Genomic DNA, 15,638 nt, shown 5'->3' on the forward strand with positions numbered 1-15,638 from the left:
GAGTAACAGCATGACTGAAGGCAACGAGAGCGCGTCGTTCGCGCTCTTGGACGATTGCGACTCGACCGCGCTCGCGCGGTCGAGTCGTTTGTATTCGGGGTTCGTGCGCGAACGTGTGTGCACGGATCCGGCTCGGCTCGACGAAGTCGACGCGGCCGTGGCGCAGGATCTGCGCGACGGGCTGCATGCGGTCGTCGTCGGCGAATACGAATTCGGACGCAACCTGCAACGAGCGCAGCCGGGCCATGCCCCGCTGCGCTTTTTGCTGTATGCGCGCTGCGAGCGCCTGTCGCGCGACGAAGTCGACGCGTGGCTCGCGCAGCAGGATGGCGGCGGCACGCCGTCGATCGCGGGCGTCGCGCATGTCGAAAAGAGCGTGTCGCGCGATGCGTTCGACGCGGCGATCGCCGCGGTGCACGACGCGCTGCGCGCGGGCGATTCGTACCAGGTCAACTACACGTACCGGCTGAACTTCGACGTATTCGGCATGCCGCTCGCGTTGTATCGACGCCTGCGTGCGCGCCAGCCTGTGCGCTACGGCGCGCTGATCGCGTTGCCCGACAGGACGTGGGTCGTGTCGTGCTCGCCCGAGCTGTTCGTCGAGAAGCACGGCGACGTGCTGCGCGCGCGACCGATGAAGGGCACCGCGCCACGTTCAGCCGACCCTCGCGACGATGCGGCGGCGGCCGCGTTCCTCGCGAACGATCCGAAGAACCGCGCGGAAAACGTGATGATCGTCGACCTGCTGCGCAACGACGTGTCGCGGATCGCACGCACCGGGACGGTCCGCGTGCCGGCGCTGTTCTCCGTCGAGCCGTATGCGTCGGTGTGGCAGATGACGTCGACGGTCGAGGCCGGCTGGCGCGACGGGACGACGTTCGCGCAGATGCTGCGTGCGCTGTTTCCGTGCGGATCGATCACGGGCGCGCCGAAGCACAAGACGATGCAGCTGATCGATGCGATCGAGTCGACGCCGCGCGGGCTCTATACGGGCGCGATCGGCTGGCTTGACGCTGCGAAGCAAGGTGCCGAATCCGAGGCACCGGGTGATCGCCCGGCCGGCTGCGGCGATTTCTGCCTGTCGGTCGCGATCCGTACGCTGACGCTCGACGCAGCCTGCGAAGGCGATGACAGCGACGGTGCGGCCGATGCCGAAGCACGTAATCCGGCAACGGCAATCGCCGGCCGGCGCCGCGGCACGATGGGCGTCGGCGCGGGCATCGTGCTCGACAGTGTCGCGGCCGACGAATATGCGGAGTGCGAATTGAAAGCGCGATTCCTGACGGACGCCGATCCCGGCTTCCAGCTGTTCGAAACGACCGCCGCCACGCGTGCGGAAGGCATCCGGTATCTCGATCGCCATCTCGCGCGGCTGCAGCGTAGCGCGGATGCGTTCGGCTTCCGCTTCGACACCGACGCGTTGCGTCGCGAAATCGGCACGCGCTGCGCGGCGCTCGACGACGACGGCGCGTACCGGATGAAGCTCGCGCTCGCGAAGGACGGCACGGTCGAGATCATCTCGGCACCGCTCAAGCCGCTGGCGGTGGGGCCGGTCGGCGTGCTGCTGGCGTCCGCGCACGGTTTCGCACCGACCCGTGCGAGCGATACGCTGCTGCTGCACAAGACGACGCGCCGCGCCGAATACGATCGCGCATGGCAGGCGGCGGAGGCGCTCGGCGGCTTCGACATGCTGTTCGTCAACGAACGCGGAGAGGTGACGGAAGGCGGGCGCTCGAACCTGTTCGTGAAGCTCGACGGTCAGTGGGTGACGCCGCCGCTCGAGTCCGGCGTGCTGCCGGGCGTGATGCGCGGCGTGCTGCTCGACGATCAGGTGCTAGGCGCAAAAGAGCGTGTGCTGACGCTCGACGATGTGCTGAACGCGGATGAGTTGATGATTTGCAATGCGCTGCGCGGGCCGATGGCGGCGCGGCTGATTCACGGCCGAGCACCGGCCTGAACGCAGATTACTTCTGCTGCGTACATTGCCAGCTTTGTACGATGGCGTGCCCACGCCTGTAGCGCGCAACGCAAGTCTGTGCCTGTTTGCCCAGTGGTCGTGCGATGACGACGCTCGTATTGCCGTAGTCGCACGAAACCCAGTAGTCTTCACGGTTTTCGGCGAGCGACCAGATATAAATGTCGCTTTTGGACTCGGAGCGCGAGCGATTCGGCAACAACGACGCCATCCGATCCGGCGGCCCTGACCAGAAGGTGACGCTGGCAAGCGGATAAGTGCTTTGAGTGTCGAAGCGTTTCCAGCCATCGGGCGGTTGACCGTCGAGTTGCTGCGTAACGGCGAGCCGCGCGGGACAATCCGTTGTCGCAGCGGACGCGGGTGATGCGAAGAGCGAAATGTATGCGAGCGCAGCGACGGCGAGCAATTGATATGGTTTTCGGCAGATGAGCATCGTCATTTCACGACAGAAAATGCATCGGCGTTATTGCTCGGGTCGATGTAACGGCCATTTTTGTCTTTGCCTTTGAACGGAATGCATCTTCTCTGAATTGCCCTGAGTGAGCGCCATTGTTCAACGACGTGGATACCGCGCACATCCTGGATCAGATAGAACGCCGCATGATTTCCATGCGATCGGCTTGGGTAGCGATCGTTCTCGAAAGTTGCAATGACGGTTCCGGCGCGAATACTCCAGTCGCCGCTTGCTTTTTTTTCCGGGCGCCAGATGGCGGTGGGGCCGACGGAAGTATAAATTTTGACCAGCGCGACGCATTCGCCGTCGCCCGCCAGCTTTTGCCCGACGAGTTCGGCCGCCTTCTCATACACATGAGCCATCCTTTACCACTCCTTCGATTGACGAAGGTTTGATGGTCGCAGCGATGAAGATGAGCAGAAATAGGATGAGTTAGAAAGTACGCGTTGTCCGGCAATGCGGTACGAGAAGTGGCATACCGTATTGCTGGCTGTGTCGACGAGTGTGCTGCGCGGTCGCCGGCTGCGCGCCAAGGCGCTGCCGGCCCGATCAGAATGAATGCTCGGGGCCGGGGAACGAGCCGTCCTTTACCGCGCGCACGTACGCTTCGACGGCCGCCTGGATGTTCGGCTCACCCTGCATGAAATCCTTCACGAAGCGCGGCCGCTTGCCGGGGAACACGCCGAGCATGTCGTGCAGCACGAGCACCTGGCCCGAGCAGTCGGCGCCCGCGCCGATGCCGATCGTCGGCACGCGCAACATGTGCGTGACCTCGGACCCGATCAGCGTCGGCACGGCTTCGAGCAGGACGACCTGCGCACCGGCTGCCTCGACCGCGCGCGCGTCGCGCAGCAGTTGCGCGGCGCCGGCTTCGGTCTTGCCCTGCACCTTGAAGCCGCCGAACGCGTGTACCGACTGCGGCGTGAGGCCCACGTGCGCACACACGGGCACCGCGCGCTCGACGAGGAAGCGGATCGTCTCGGCGAGCCATTCGCCGCCTTCCAGCTTGACCATCTGCGCGCCGGCGCGCATCAGCTTGACGCTGCTTGCGAATGCCTCGGCCGGCGTGCCGTACGTGCCGAACGGCAGATCGGCCATGATCAGCGCGCGCGGCTGCGCGCGGGCGACACAGGCGGTGTGATACGCGATGTCGTCGAGCGACACGGGCAGCGTGGTCGTGTGGCCCTGCAGCACGTTGCCGAGCGAATCGCCGATCAGCAGCACGTCAACGCCCGAACGGTCGAGCAGAGCGGAAAAGCTCGCGTCGTAGCAGGTGAGCATCGCGATCTTCTCGCCGGCGTCGCGCATTGCCTGCAGCTTGGGCACCGTGACGGCAGGCCGGCTCGATTCCTGGAGATAGGTCATGGGAAATCCGGTTCGAATGGGTGAGGAACGACAGGCGAGGACGCGTCAGCGCGTCGTCTCGCCCTTGACGAAGAATTCCTTGCGGCCGCGCATCGTCTCGATGCGCTCGACCAGCAGGGCGAGATCTTCGGGGGAGTCCTGCGGGTTCAGGTGTTCCGCGGCGACCGTCAGCACCGGCGTGCGGTCGTAGTGGTAGAAGAATTCGTTGTACGCGTCGACGAGCGAGCGCAGGTACGCATCGCTGATCTGCAGTTCCATCGGCAGCCCGCGCTTCTGGATGCGCGAGAACAGCACTTCGGGGCTCGCCTGCAGGTAGACGACGAGGTCGGGCGACGGCGCCTGCGGTACGTCCACATGCGTCGCGACCGAGCGGTAGAGCTGCCACTCGTCTTCCGGCAGGTTCAGCCGCGCGAAGATGTCGTTCTTCTGCGGCATGAAATCGGCGATGACCGGGCGGCCCGTTTCGAGCGCACCGATCAGCTCGCGTGCCTGCTGCGCGCGCTGCAGCGCGAACGACAGCTGCACGGGCAGCGCATAGCGCGCGGTGTCGCGATAGAAGCGTTCGAGGAACGGGTTGTCCTGCGGGCGCTCGAGCAGCGTCTGCATCGACCAGCGCTCGGCGAGCAGGCGCGCGAGCGTCGTCTTGCCGACGCCGATCGGGCCTTCGATCACGAGATAGCGGTGCGGGGCGCGCAGGTCGGGCGCGGTGACGGTGAGGGGAGTCGGGGTCATCGGCAGCGGTTCTTGTCGGCGTCTTCGCTGGCAGCGAGTGCCTTCTGCATCGGGCACTGGCAGGTCTGCACCCTCTCGACACGCTGATCCGCGACGGCGGCGAGGAAGGCATCGGCACGGCCGCGCGCGGGGATGTCGAGTGCCGGCTCGATCTCGACGAGCGGCACGAGCGCGAACGCACGGTCGGTGAGGCGCGGATGCGGGACGATCAGGTCGGGCTCGTCGATCGAATCGGCGCCGAACAGCAGGATGTCGAGATCGAGCGTGCGCGGCGCGTTGCGATACGGGCGCTCGCGACCGAAGTGATGTTCGATCTTCTGGCAAAGCGCGAGCAGCTCGCGGGCCGACAGCGTCGTGTCGAGCTTGACGACGCAGTTGTAGTAGTCGTCGCCGCCCGCTTCGAAGGGCGCCGTGCGATACAGGCTCGATTTGCCGAGGATCGAGATGGTGCGCTGCTGAGCGAGGCACACCACCGCGTCCTTCAGGGTCTGGCGCGCATCGCCGAGATTCGCCCCCAGCCCGATATATGCAACCGTCATGGCATCACTTCCTACGTCGTTCGCCGGCAAGCGCGTCAGTCGTCGGAACCGTCCGAGGTGTCCGGTGCCTGCTCGGCGGCACCTTCACCCGGCTTGCGGTTTCGCACACCGCCGCGGCGGCGCCGCTTGCGGGGCGATTTTTCCTTCGTGCCGCCCTGCGTGAGCAATGCCTCGCGAGCGGCCGCGTCGCCTTCGATGAAATCCGTCCACCACTGTCCGACTTCCGCATCGAGCTCGCCGGATTCGCAGCGTAACAGGAGGAAATCATACCCCGCTCTAAACCTTTGGTGTTCCAGCAGCCGCATCGCGCTGCGGCCCGAGCGTTTCTCGAGGCGCAACTGCAGGCCCCAGATCTCGCGCATGTCGGCCGAAAAACGCTTGTGGATCGCGAGTTTCTCGGTCTGCATGTCGAGCACGTCGTCCATCGCGCGATGGAGCGCCGGCACCGGGATTTCGCCTTCCGCCGTGTATTGCTCGAAGCGCTGGCGCATGTCGTGCCACAGCAGCGTCGCGAACAGGAAGCCCGGCGATACCGGCTTGCCGGCGCGCACGCGTGCATCGGTGTTGTTCAGCGCGAGCGTGATGAACTTCTCGCCCTGCGGCTGTTCGAGCACGACGTCGAGCAGCGGCAGCAGCCCGTGGTGCAGGCCTTCCTTGCGCAACTGCTTCAGGCATGCGAGTGCGTGGCCCGACAGCAGCAGTTTCAGCATTTCGTCGAACAGGCGCGCGGCGGGCACGTTGTTGATCAGGTCGGCGAGTGCGTTGATCGGCTCGCGCGTATGCGGCTCGATTTCGAAACCGAGCTTCGCCGCAAAGCGCACGACGCGCAGCATCCGCACCGGATCCTCGCGGAAGCGCGTGGCCGGATCGCCGATCATCCGCAACAGGCGGGCGCGCACGTCGGCCATCCCGTCGTGGTAGTCGAGCACCGTCTGCGTCGACGGGTCGTAGTACATCGCGTTGATCGTGAAGTCGCGGCGTGCGGCGTCTTCGTGCTGCTCGCCCCACACGTTGTCGCGCAGCACGCGGCCGCTCGCGTCGACCGCGTGCGTGCGGCGATCGAGTTCGTCGCGCTTCAGGCGCTTCGGCGGCTCGGCGGCGGCCGCCTCGGGCGGTGCGTCGACCAGCGCGCGGAACGTCGACACCTCGATCAGCTCCTGGCCGAACTGCACGTGGACGATCTGGAAACGGCGGCCGATCAGGCGCGCGCGGCGGAACAGGCGCTGCACCTCGGTCGGCGTTGCATCGGTCGCGACGTCGAAGTCCTTCGGCGCGATGCCGAGCAGCAGGTCGCGTACCGCACCGCCGACGATGAATGCACGGAAGCCCGCCTGCTGCAGCGTGTCGGTCACGCGCACGGCATTCTTCGAGATCAGCGCCGGGTTGATGCCGTGCACGCTGGCCGGCACGACGGTCGGCTCATGGTTGCTGCGCGGTTTCTTCGCGTCGCCGCCGCGGGCGCCCTTCGGGGCGCGCGGGGTAGCATGGGCCGCTTCGTCGGCCGGGGCCGTTGCGGGAGACGTTTGCTCGGTTTCGTCCTGACCGAGCAGCTTGCGGATGAATTTTTTGATCACGACGTTCAGAAGAGATCGAGGATGCGCCAGCCGCGGTTGCTTGCATGCGCACGCAGCGTGTCGTCAGGGTTGGTCGCGATCGGGTCGGTGACTTTCTCGAGCAACGGGATGTCGTTGTGCGAGTCGCTGTAGAAATAGGTGTGCGTGAAGTCGCTCCATTGTTTGCCGAGCGACGCGAGCCACGCTTCGGTTCGCACGATCTTGCCTTCGCGATAGCTCGGCGTGCCGGTCGGCCGGCCCGTGTACGGCGAATCGGGATGCCCGTCGGTCGTTTCGACCTCGCAGGCGATCAGCGTGTCGACGCCGAACGCGGATGCGATCGGGCGCGTGATGAATTCGTTGGTCGCCGTCACGACGCAGCACAGGTCGCCCGCATCGAGGTGCTTCCGCACGAGCTCGAGCGCGGCGGGTGTCATTGCGGGCCGGATCACCTCGTGCATGTACTGCGCGTGCCATTCGGCGAGCTGCGCGCGCGAATATTTCGCGAGCGGCGTGAGCATCGCCGTGAGGTACGCGTGGATGTCGAGCTTGCCGGCCTTGTAGTCGGCGAAGAACTGATCGTTCTGACGCGAGAAGCTTTCCGCGTCGACGATGCCGAGCTTCACCATGAAGCGGCCCCATTCGTGGTCGCTATCGGTCGTGATCAGCGTGTGATCGAGGTCAAAGAGTGCCAGATTAGTCATGGAAGCGCATTTTACTCGAAGCGGTTCGGGCCCGTGCCCGGTGGTGTGATGTCGTCGCCGGGACGCGCCAGCATGCGGCGCAGCAGCGGCAGTGTGACGGCGCGTTTCTGCTCGAGCGAAAAGCGGTCGAGCGCGTCGAGCAGCGCCATCAGGCTCGGCATGTCGCGGCGGAAATGGGTCAGCAGGTAGGCGGCGATGTCGTCGGTGAGCGCGATCCCGCGCTCCTTCGCCGCGAGCTTGAGCACGGCGATCTTGCCGGCGTCGGACGGCGGCGACAGGTGGAACACGAGCCCCCAGCCGAGGCGCGTGCGGAGATCCTCGCGCACGTCGAGCGCGAGCGGCGCCGCGGGGCCTGCCGCGACGAACGCGCTCGACGGGTGCGCGCGCACTTCGTTGAACAGGTTGAACAGCGCGACCTGCTGCGTGTCGCTCATCCGGTCGCAGTCGTCGATCGCGTAGATGCCGATGCGCGGGTCGAACGTGAACGCGCCGAGCGGGCTCTGCGGCGTCAGGTAGCGCGCATAGCCGTACGACGCATCGCTCACGAGCGCCTGCAGCAGGTGGGTGCGGCCGCAGCCGGGCTCGCCCCAGATATAGAACGACCGATCCGGCACGGGGCCCGCCGCGAGCGCGAGGTCGAGCTTCTGCAGGCGCGAGATGAGCTCGTCGTTCTCATCGTTCATGATGAAGTTGTCGAACGTGGCGGGCGGCGGCGTGCCGAGATCGAGCGTCAGTTGACGGGACACAACAGTCACAATGCGGGTCGGTTGAAAATACGCGCGCCGTACGCCGGGCACGCGCCGGGAACTGCGTCTTCACGGGCTTCACGCGCGACCGCACGCACGGCGCCACGCCGGTTTCGGCGCGGTTCGCTCGGCGATGAAAACGGGGACGTGTTGACCAAGATGCAATCCCTGACGATTCGGTGCTGGGAATTCCGGCCAACGGGCCGGCTTCGGGTAAAATCGCATTTTACCGACCTTCTCGCATTCCCCCATGAATCCTCCGAAATCCGCTCCTGACGCTCAGGGTCTGTCCTATCGCGACGCAGGCGTCGACATCGACGCGGGCGACGCGCTCATCGACAAGATCAAGCCTTTTGCGAAGAAAACCCTGCGCGACGGCGTGCTCGGCGGCATCGGCGGGTTCGGCGCGCTGTTCGAAGTGCCGAAGAAGTACAAGGAGCCCGTGCTCGTGTCGGGCACCGACGGCGTGGGCACCAAGCTCAAGCTGGCGTTTCATCTGAACAAACACGACACGGTCGGCCAGGATCTCGTCGCGATGAGCGTGAACGACATCCTCGTGCAGGGCGCCGAGCCGCTGTTCTTCCTCGACTACTTCGCGTGCGGCAAGCTCGACGTCGATACCGCTGCAACGGTCGTCAAGGGCATCGCGCAGGGTTGCGAACTGTCGGGCTGCGCGCTGATCGGCGGTGAAACGGCCGAAATGCCGGGCATGTACCCGGACGGCGAATACGACCTGGCCGGCTTCGCGGTCGGCGCGGTCGAGAAGAGCAAGATCATCGACGGCAGCACGATCGCCGAAGGCGACGTGGTGCTGGGCCTCGCATCGAGCGGCATCCACTCGAACGGCTTCTCGCTCGTGCGCAAGATCATCGAGCGCGCGAACCCCGACCTGTCGGCCGATTTCCACGGCCGCTCGCTGGCCGACGCGCTGATGGCGCCGACGCGCATCTACGTGAAGCCGCTGCTCGCGCTGATGCAGAAGCTGTCGGTGAAGGGCATGGCGCACATCACGGGCGGCGGTCTCGTCGAGAACATTCCGCGCGTGCTGCGCGAAGGCCTCACCGCCGAGCTCGACCAGAACGCGTGGCCGCTGCCGCCGCTGTTCAAGTGGCTGCAGGAGCACGGCGGCGTCGCCGACGCGGAAATGCACCGCGTGTTCAACTGCGGCATTGGCATGGCCGTGATCGTTTCGGCGGCCGATGCCGACGCAGCGATCGCCGACCTGACCGCCGCCGGCGAGCAGGTGTGGAAGATCGGCACCGTGCGTGCGACCCGCGAAGGCGAGGCGCAGACGGTCGTGGTCTGACGCACTTCCGCAGCAGATGCAGCAAGGAAAGCCGCCCGGAGTCGATCCGGGCGGCTTTTTTTCATGCCGACGGGCGCGGTGCGCCTGAGTTCGCGGCGCGCGCACCGGCCAGCAACGGCGGGACGAGCAGATAAAGCAGTGCGGCCGCGGCCCAGACGAGCCCTGGCCACGTCGCGCGTGTCGCCGCGTAGGTCGCGGTGACGACCAGCGGCCCCGCGACGCCGATCAGGCTCGCCACGCTCGCGAGCGCGCCTTGCAGTTCACCCTGGCGCGCATCGTCGACCTGCCGCGCGAGCATCGCCTGCAGTGCCGGCAGCGTCATGCCGCCCGCCGCGAACAGCGGCAGCAGCGCGAACGGCACCCACGCGGCGGTCGCGAACGCAATCGCCGCGAGCCCGAGCGCGTCGCCCGCGAGGCCCAGCGCGAGCGCACGGCGCTCGCCGAGCCGCGCGATCAGCGGCCCGATCGCGAATGCCTGCGCGAGTGCGTGACACGCGCCGTAGCCCGCCAGCGACAGCCCCGCGATCGGTGTCGACCAGCCGAAATGTTCCTGGCCGTACAGGATCCACAGCGTCGCGGGTGCCTGCGACACCAGCGCCACGATCACGTAAATGCCGATCAGCGGCACGAGCGCCGGCGCGCCGTTCAGCCGGCGCAGGCTGGCGAACGGGTTGAGCGCGCCGACCGCATGGCCTTCGCGGGCCGAACGCGGCCGCGATTCCGGCAGCGCGCGCCAGACGAGCACGAGATTGAGCGCGTTGAGTACGGCGGCCGCGACGAACGGCGCGCGCACATGCAGCGCGCCGAGCAGGCCGCCGATCAACGGGCCCGCGATGAAGCCGATGCCCATCATCGCGCCGAGCTGGCCGAAGCGTCGTGCGCGGTCGGGTTCGGCGGTGACGTCGGTCATGTACGCAGTCGCGACCGCGACGTTCGCGCCGGTGATGCCCGCGATCAGCCGCCCGACGTAAAGCCAGGCGAGCGTCGGCGCGAGCGCCATCAGCAGGTAGTCGAGCGCGGCGCCGGCGAGCGACACGAGCAGGACGGGCCGGCGGCCGAAGCGGTCGCTCAGCGCGCCGAGCAGCGGTGCGCACAGGAACTGCGCAAACGCGTACAGCGCGAGCAGTATCCCGTAGTGGGTGTCGGTGCTGCCTGCGTCGGCCAGCGAACGCAGCAACCCGGGCAGGATCGGCATCACGATCCCGACGCCGATCGCGTCGAGCAGGACAGTGGCCAGGATGGCAATCAGGGACGGATTCAAGGACGTAACTCTATCGGTGATAGAGTGGCGATTATTCCACAGCTTTCCCTATCGGTGATAGAGATGAAGGACACAGGGGCGCGGCTGACGCGCGACACGGTACTGCGCGCGGCGCTCGAACTGCTCGACGAAGTCGGCATCGACGGGCTGTCGACGCGGAAGCTCGCCGAGCGGCTCGGCGTGCAGTCGCCGACGCTTTACTGGCATTTCCGGAACAAGGCCGAACTGCTCGACGCGATGGCCGAGGCGATCATGCTCGAGCGTCACGATGCGTCGCTGCCGCAGCCAGGTGAGGCGTGGGATGTGTGGCTTTTCGACAACGCGCGCAGTTTCCGTCGTGCGCTGCTGGCCTATCGCGACGGTGCTCGCCTGCATGCCGGTACGCGGCCACGCGCGCTGCACTTCAGCTCGATCGAACGCAAGGTCGCGCTGCTCGGCGACGCGGGTTTCGCGCCGGACGAGGCGGTCGACGTGATGTATGCGCTGGGCCGCTTCGTGGTCGGATGGGTGCTGGAAGAGCAGGCGGAACCGGACGGCGACGCCGATGCGCCGCTGCCCGACGCGGCCGAGTATCCGCTGCTCGCGAAGGGCTGGGCCGCGCTGCGCGCGCGCGGCGGCGACGAGGCGTTCGAGCGAGGCGTCGCGTTGATCGTCGATGGCGCCCGCGCGCATCTGGCCGCGCGCGAGCACGGCTGACGCGGTCAGCCCGGCGTGCTGCCGTCGAGCACGCGTTCGAGCGCGTCGAGTGCGCGGGCTGTCGAGTCCGGCGCGATGCAGTCGACGACGATCCGCTCCGGCATCGCGCGCAGCCAGGTGATCTGGCGCTTGCAGAGCTGGCGCGTCGCGAAGATGCCCTTGTCGCGCATCGTCCGGTAGTCGGTGTCGCCGTCGAGGAATTCCCACGCCTGCCGGTAGCCGACGCAGCGCATCGACGGCAGGTCGGGATGGAGGTCTTCGCGACGGCGCAGCCGCTCGACTTCATCGATGAAGCCCGCGTCGAGCATCGCGTCGAAGCGCTGTGCGATCCGTTTGTGCAATACCGCGCGATCAGACGGTTCGAGCGCAACCGGCACGAAGCGGTAAGCGGCGGCCGCATCGTCCGTGCGGCGCGGCGCGGCAAGCAGCACCGACATCGGCTGCCCGCTCAGCATGAACACTTCGAGCGCCCGCTGGATCCGTTGCGAATCGTTCGGCGCGAGCCGCGCGGCCGTGTCGGGATCGACTTGCGCGAGCCGTGCGTGCAGCGCGGGCCAGCCGTCACGCTCGGCTTCGGCATCGAGTGTCGCGCGCACGTCCGGATCGGCGCCCGGCAGGTCGTTGAGCCCCTGCGTCAGCGCCTTGTAGTACAGCATCGTGCCGCCCGCGAGCAGCGGCGTGCGGCCGCGTGCGGTGATCTCGCCGATCAGGCGCAGCGTATCCGCGCGGAAACTCGCGGCCGAATACGCGTCGGCCGGATCGATGATGTCGATCAGGTGATGCGGCACGCTCGCGCGCTCGTCGCGCGACGGCTTCGCGGTGCCGATATCCATGTCGCGGTAGACGAGCGCCGAATCGACGCTGACGATCTCGATCGGGCGGCGCGCGGCGAGCCCCAGCGCCGCGGCCGTCTTGCCCGAAGCGGTGGGGCCGAGCAGGCAGGCGATCGTCGTCGGGCTGGCGTGCGGTGCCGGGCTCATTGGCCGCGCATGAAGAGGCGGTCGAGATCGTTCAGCGTGAGCTGATACCACGTCGGCCGGCCGTGATTGCACTGGTCCGCGCGTTCGGTCGCCTCCATCTGCCGCAGCAGCGCGTTCATCTCGTCGAGCGTCAGGCGCCGGTTCGCGCGCACCGCATGGTGGCAGGCGAGCGTGCCGAGCAGTTCGTGCTGGCGCTCCGTGAGCACGCGCGAGCCGCCGAACGCATGCAGGTCGGCGAGCACCGCGCGCGCGAGCGACTGCAGGTCGGCATCCTTCAGCAGCGCCGGAACCGCGCGGATCGCGAGCGTCGTCGGCGACAGCACCGCCAGGTCGAAGCCGAGCGATTCGAGCGTGTCGCGTTCTTCCTCGACCGTGCCGATCTCGACCGGCGTGGCCGTCATCGAGATCGGCAGCAGCAGCGCCTGCACGGCGACCGAGCGGTCGGCCAGCGCGTTCTTGAACTGTTCGTACAGGATCCGCTCGTGTGCCGCGTGCATGTCGACGATCACGAGGCCGTGCGCGTTCTGCGCGAGCACGTAGATGCCGTGAATCTGGCCCAGTGCGAAGCCGAGCGGCTGCTCGTCGTGCGCGGTGGCGGCGATCGGCGAAGCCGGAAAGCCAGCCGAGAAGCCCGGCAGCGGCGCGAACGGCGCGTCGGCCGAATCGCGGGCGATGGGCGTCGTGCCGTCCGGCGTACCCGCGCCCGTGTCCTTGCGACCGAACAGCGCGTCATAGAGCGCGAGCGGCTGCGCGACGGGCAGCGTGCCCTGGGTCATCCGTGCCTGACGCATCCAGGTGTTGCCCGACGATGAGGACGACGACGGCGAGAAGCCGCTGCTGCCGAGCGCGTTGCCCTGCTGGCTCTGGCCGAGCGGTGTATCCAGGAACGAAGCGGGCCCGCGCGGCGCCGGTGAGAGTTGCGCGGCATGGCCGCCCGCCGTGGTTTCCGGCGACGCGCCCGCGTGGCGCGCCAGCGCGCGCTGGACCGCATGGAACACGTACTGGTGGATCGAGCGCGAATCGCGGAAGCGTACCTCGATCTTCGACGGGTGCACGTTCACGTCGACGGCTTCGGGCGGCAGGTCGAGGAACAGCACATACGACGGGTAGCGGTCGCCGTGCAGCACGTCCTCGTAGGCCGCGCGCACGGCGTGCGTCAGCAGCTTGTCGCGCACGAAGCGGCCGTTGACGAAGAAGTATTGCTGGTCGGCACGCCCGCGGCTCGCCGTCGGCAGGCCTGCGCAGCCGTAGACCGCAAGCGGGCCGGCCTGCTCGTCTAGCGGCAGGTGCGCGGTCGCGAAGCTGTCACCGAGGATTTTCGCGACGCGCTGCGCGGGCTCGGTCGCATTCCAGTGCTCGACCGCCTTGCCGTTGTGCAGCACCGAGATCGCGACGTCCGGCCGCGCGAGCGCTGCGCGGCGAATCATTTCCAGGCAGTGGCCGAACTCCGTCTGCTCGCTCTTCAGGAACTTGCGCCGTGCGGGCGTGTTGAAGTACAGCTCGCGCACCTCGATCGTCGTGCCAGTCGCTCCAGCGGCGGGCGACAGCACGCCCGTCTGCGCGTCGATCTTCATCGCATGCGCGGCATCGGCCGTCCGGCTCGTGATCGACATCTCGGCGACCGACGCGATCGATGCGAGCGCTTCGCCGCGGAACCCGAGCGTGGCGACCGCCTCGAGCTCCTCGAGCGAACGGATCTTGCTGGTGGCATGGCGCATCAGCGCAAGCGCCAGCTCGTCCGGTGGAATCCCGCAGCCGTCGTCGGTGATCGAGATGCGCTTGACGCCGCCTTCTTCCAGCACGATGCGCAGCGTGCTGGCGCCGGCGTCCATCGCGTTCTCGAGCAGTTCCTTGACGACCGACGCCGGGCGTTCGACGACCTCGCCGGCGGCGATCTGGCTGATCAGCTGGTCGGGCAGGGGCTGGATCGCGCGCAGCGGGCGCGGAGCAGGGGCGGGCGCGGCGCCCGCGGCCGTTTCGGTGATATCGGACATGGCCGAATTATAGCGAGGCGGCGAATGCGTGCCGGGGCGACTGGCGGTTACGTTTTTTCACGGAGCCTTAAGGTAGTTTCGGTATCATGGGTCCGTAACACGCCCGGCCTTGACCGGTGGGCGCTTCAGCCTTTTTCGGCCGTTCCGGCCCTTTCGCCATCGAGGAATCGCATTTGGATACGCTGCTTCATTTCGTCAATCTTGTCCTGCATATCGACGCCTTCCTCGGCGATTTCATCCGGCAGTACGGCGCCTGGGTCTATCTCGTGCTGTTCCTGATCGTATTCTGCGAGACGGGGCTCGTCGTGTTCCCGTTCCTGCCGGGCGATTCGCTGCTGTTCATCGGCGGCGCGTTTGCGGCGACGGGCGAGATGAACGTCGGCCTGCTGATCGTGCTGCTGCTGGTCGCTGCGATATCCGGCAACACCGTCAACTACCTGATCGGCCGCTGGGTCGGCCCGAAGGTGTTCAACACGCATATCCCGGTGCTCGAGCGCTTCCTCGATCGCGCCGCGCTGCAGAAGACCCACTCGTTCTACGACAAGCACGGCGGCAAGACGATCGTGCTCGCGCGCTTCATTCCGGTCGTGCGTACGTTCGCGCCGTTCGTCGCGGGGGCGTCGTCGATGAGCGCCGCGCGCTTCCAGCTGTTCAACGTGGTTGGCGCGCTGGTGTGGGTGCTGTTGCTCGTACTGCTCGGCTATTTCTTCGGCAACATCCCGTTCATCCGTCAGTACCTGAACGTGATCGTGCTGGTCGGGATTGGGGCGGCGGTCGTGCCGGTTGCGCTTGGTGCCGTGTGGAAGCTGGTGCGCGGGCGGCAGTCGGATAATGCGCAGAATACGGGCGGGCGTTGAGCGGGAGCTTCGTTTTCGGTGAAATGGAAAAGCGTGGCGATTTTGACTGAACCCATAAGTTGGATGGTAAAACTAAAAGCCCAAGGCCAGAGTTCCGTGTTGCATGAAACTCAACTCCGTTTCAATTTGAGCTTGATGTGTTGGATGTTGTAGTCGTGCGGATCTAGCGTGTCGCGCGAGTGCTCCACGCAAGTGAAGCTATACTTCCCGAGCAGCACTCGGGCTCGACGTGCCGAAGCAGCTGCTGCCGCGGCATTGTCGTGGCATCGCTCTTGCGCGACATGCTCAGGGTCAGCTTGTATTGCTCAACACCGGCATTTGGTACTGCTAGTCTAGATTCAGACGCGATAACGCGTTGTCCTGGCATCGGAATTTGGCCAGCGCCTACTTCAGCATGCAGATGACAAGCTCGAAGCTTGGACGTCGATCCATCTGGTAAGCCACGCGTGCTGTCGTACAGGTCCATCACCGGCGAC

The 15,638-nt window shown here is 66.8% G+C and carries 15 protein-coding genes; 4 read left to right on the forward strand and 11 right to left on the reverse strand.

The genetic code is table 11. The annotated features are described in order from the left end of the window. Positions 1–10 precede the first annotated feature (10 nt). Complete coding sequence (locus BCO18175_RS25220) at positions 11–1,957, forward strand: chorismate-binding protein (protein WP_174985172.1); 1,947 nt, start codon at positions 11–13, stop codon at positions 1,955–1,957. A gap of 7 nt (positions 1,958–1,964) precedes the next feature. On the opposite strand, the gene BCO18175_RS25225 is transcribed toward BCO18175_RS25220, so the two are convergent. From BCO18175_RS25225 to hda, 8 genes are all read right to left on the reverse strand, one after another. Next, on the reverse strand, positions 1,965–2,414 hold the full coding sequence (locus BCO18175_RS25225; RefSeq protein WP_174985175.1) for an STY0301 family protein: 450 nt from the start codon (positions 2,412–2,414) through the stop codon (positions 1,965–1,967). Further along, the gene (locus BCO18175_RS25230; protein WP_174985177.1) at positions 2,411–2,791 is read right to left on the reverse strand and encodes a BPSL0067 family protein; all 381 of its coding nucleotides are present in this window, start codon (positions 2,789–2,791) and stop codon (positions 2,411–2,413) included. The genes BCO18175_RS25225 and BCO18175_RS25230 overlap by 4 nt, the downstream gene beginning before the upstream one ends. 187 nt (positions 2,792–2,978) lie before the next feature. Beyond that, positions 2,979–3,794 carry a 3-methyl-2-oxobutanoate hydroxymethyltransferase gene (gene panB, locus BCO18175_RS25235; protein WP_011351027.1) on the reverse strand — a complete coding sequence of 272 codons (816 nt, stop codon included), beginning with the start codon at positions 3,792–3,794 and terminating at the stop codon, positions 2,979–2,981. Positions 3,795–3,839: 45 nt separating this feature from the next. Further along, positions 3,840–4,526: a deoxynucleoside kinase gene (locus BCO18175_RS25240; RefSeq protein WP_027788310.1), complete on the reverse strand. Its 687-nt coding sequence runs from the start codon at positions 4,524–4,526 to the stop codon at positions 3,840–3,842. Next, entirely contained in the window at positions 4,523–5,065 is a 543-nt protein-coding gene (folK, locus tag BCO18175_RS25245; protein WP_174913363.1) for a 2-amino-4-hydroxy-6-hydroxymethyldihydropteridine diphosphokinase, read from the reverse strand. The genes BCO18175_RS25240 and folK overlap by 4 nt, the downstream gene beginning before the upstream one ends. Positions 5,066–5,100: 35 nt before the next feature. Beyond that, complete coding sequence (gene pcnB, locus BCO18175_RS25250; protein WP_174985180.1) at positions 5,101–6,639, reverse strand: polynucleotide adenylyltransferase PcnB; 1,539 nt, start codon at positions 6,637–6,639, stop codon at positions 5,101–5,103. Positions 6,640–6,644: 5 nt separating this feature from the next. Further along, positions 6,645–7,322, reverse strand: coding sequence for an HAD family hydrolase (locus tag BCO18175_RS25255; RefSeq protein ID WP_174913356.1), 678 nt, complete (start codon positions 7,320–7,322; stop codon positions 6,645–6,647). 11 nt (positions 7,323–7,333) lie between these two features. Further along, positions 7,334–8,068, reverse strand: a complete 735-nt coding sequence (gene hda, locus BCO18175_RS25260; RefSeq protein ID WP_217483926.1) for a DnaA regulatory inactivator Hda — start codon at positions 8,066–8,068, stop codon at positions 7,334–7,336. A gap of 250 nt (positions 8,069–8,318) precedes the next feature. Here hda and purM point away from each other — a divergent pair, with 250 nt between their 5' ends. Next, positions 8,319–9,374 carry a phosphoribosylformylglycinamidine cyclo-ligase gene (gene purM / locus BCO18175_RS25265; protein ID WP_006484927.1) on the forward strand — a complete coding sequence of 352 codons (1,056 nt, stop codon included), beginning with the start codon at positions 8,319–8,321 and terminating at the stop codon, positions 9,372–9,374. Between the two features lie 61 nt (positions 9,375–9,435). On the opposite strand, the gene tet is transcribed toward purM, so the two are convergent. Beyond that, entirely contained in the window at positions 9,436–10,635 is a 1,200-nt protein-coding gene (gene tet / locus BCO18175_RS25270) for a Tet(A)/Tet(B)/Tet(C) family tetracycline efflux MFS transporter (RefSeq protein WP_174985186.1), read from the reverse strand. A 63-nt stretch (positions 10,636–10,698) separates the two neighbouring features. On the opposite strand from tet, the gene tetR reads away from it, so the two are divergent. Further along, a complete protein-coding gene (gene tetR, locus BCO18175_RS25275; protein ID WP_174985189.1) occupies positions 10,699–11,331 on the forward strand; it encodes a tetracycline resistance transcriptional repressor TetR in 633 nt (210 codons plus the stop codon). A 5-nt stretch (positions 11,332–11,336) separates the two neighbouring features. Here tetR and miaA read toward each other — a convergent pair whose 3' ends face one another. After that, on the reverse strand, positions 11,337–12,311 hold the full coding sequence (gene miaA, locus BCO18175_RS25280) for a tRNA (adenosine(37)-N6)-dimethylallyltransferase MiaA (RefSeq protein WP_174985194.1): 975 nt from the start codon (positions 12,309–12,311) through the stop codon (positions 11,337–11,339). Then, a complete protein-coding gene (gene mutL / locus BCO18175_RS25285; RefSeq protein ID WP_174985197.1) occupies positions 12,308–14,305 on the reverse strand; it encodes a DNA mismatch repair endonuclease MutL in 1,998 nt (665 codons plus the stop codon). Before mutL ends, miaA begins: the two co-directional genes overlap by 4 nt. A 173-nt stretch (positions 14,306–14,478) precedes the next feature. On the opposite strand from mutL, the gene BCO18175_RS25290 reads away from it, so the two are divergent. Continuing rightward, entirely contained in the window at positions 14,479–15,162 is a 684-nt protein-coding gene (locus BCO18175_RS25290; RefSeq protein WP_174968379.1) for a DedA family protein, read from the forward strand. Positions 15,163–15,638 lie beyond the last annotated feature (476 nt).

It is taken from the genome of Burkholderia lata (assembly GCF_902499335.1).
Taxonomy (GTDB): domain Bacteria; phylum Pseudomonadota; class Gammaproteobacteria; order Burkholderiales; family Burkholderiaceae; genus Burkholderia; species Burkholderia lata_B.